The organism is Mesorhizobium sp. M2E.F.Ca.ET.219.01.1.1 (assembly GCF_004016445.2).
GTDB lineage: Bacteria > Pseudomonadota > Alphaproteobacteria > Rhizobiales > Rhizobiaceae > Mesorhizobium.
Map to the genome: position 1 here is coordinate 1 of NZ_SADT02000119.1, position 353 is coordinate 353.

The 353-nt window shown below is 66.0% G+C and carries 1 pseudogene; it reads right to left on the bottom strand.

What is annotated here, in order from left to right:
* Positions 1-353 (bottom strand): annotated as a pseudogene (locus EN862_RS35185) (EamA family transporter); the annotation flags it as partial.

Sequence of the window (353 nt, forward strand, 5' to 3'; positions counted from 1 at the left end):
GCATCAGCGCGAAACTCGAGCGCGGCAACCGCGCCATGGCGAGTTGATCGCAGGCATAGGGTATGACCGAGGAACAGATGCCGACGCCGACGGCGGCAATGAGCAGCGGCGGCGAGAAAAAGGCGGGCAGCGCGTCGGTGAAGCCGATCGGCAGCACGACGACGAAGGCGACCGCCATGGTGGCACCCAGGCCGGCTATGCCGTCACCGGCGCCCGCGCGCGCGACACGGTGGCCAAGCATGATGTAGCCGACAAAGAGCGCGCCGTTGAGGAAAGCCCAGAACAGCCCGATCGGGTCGCTTGACCATCTGACGTCGGTCAACAGCAAGGTGCCGGTGACGGCTATGGCAAGA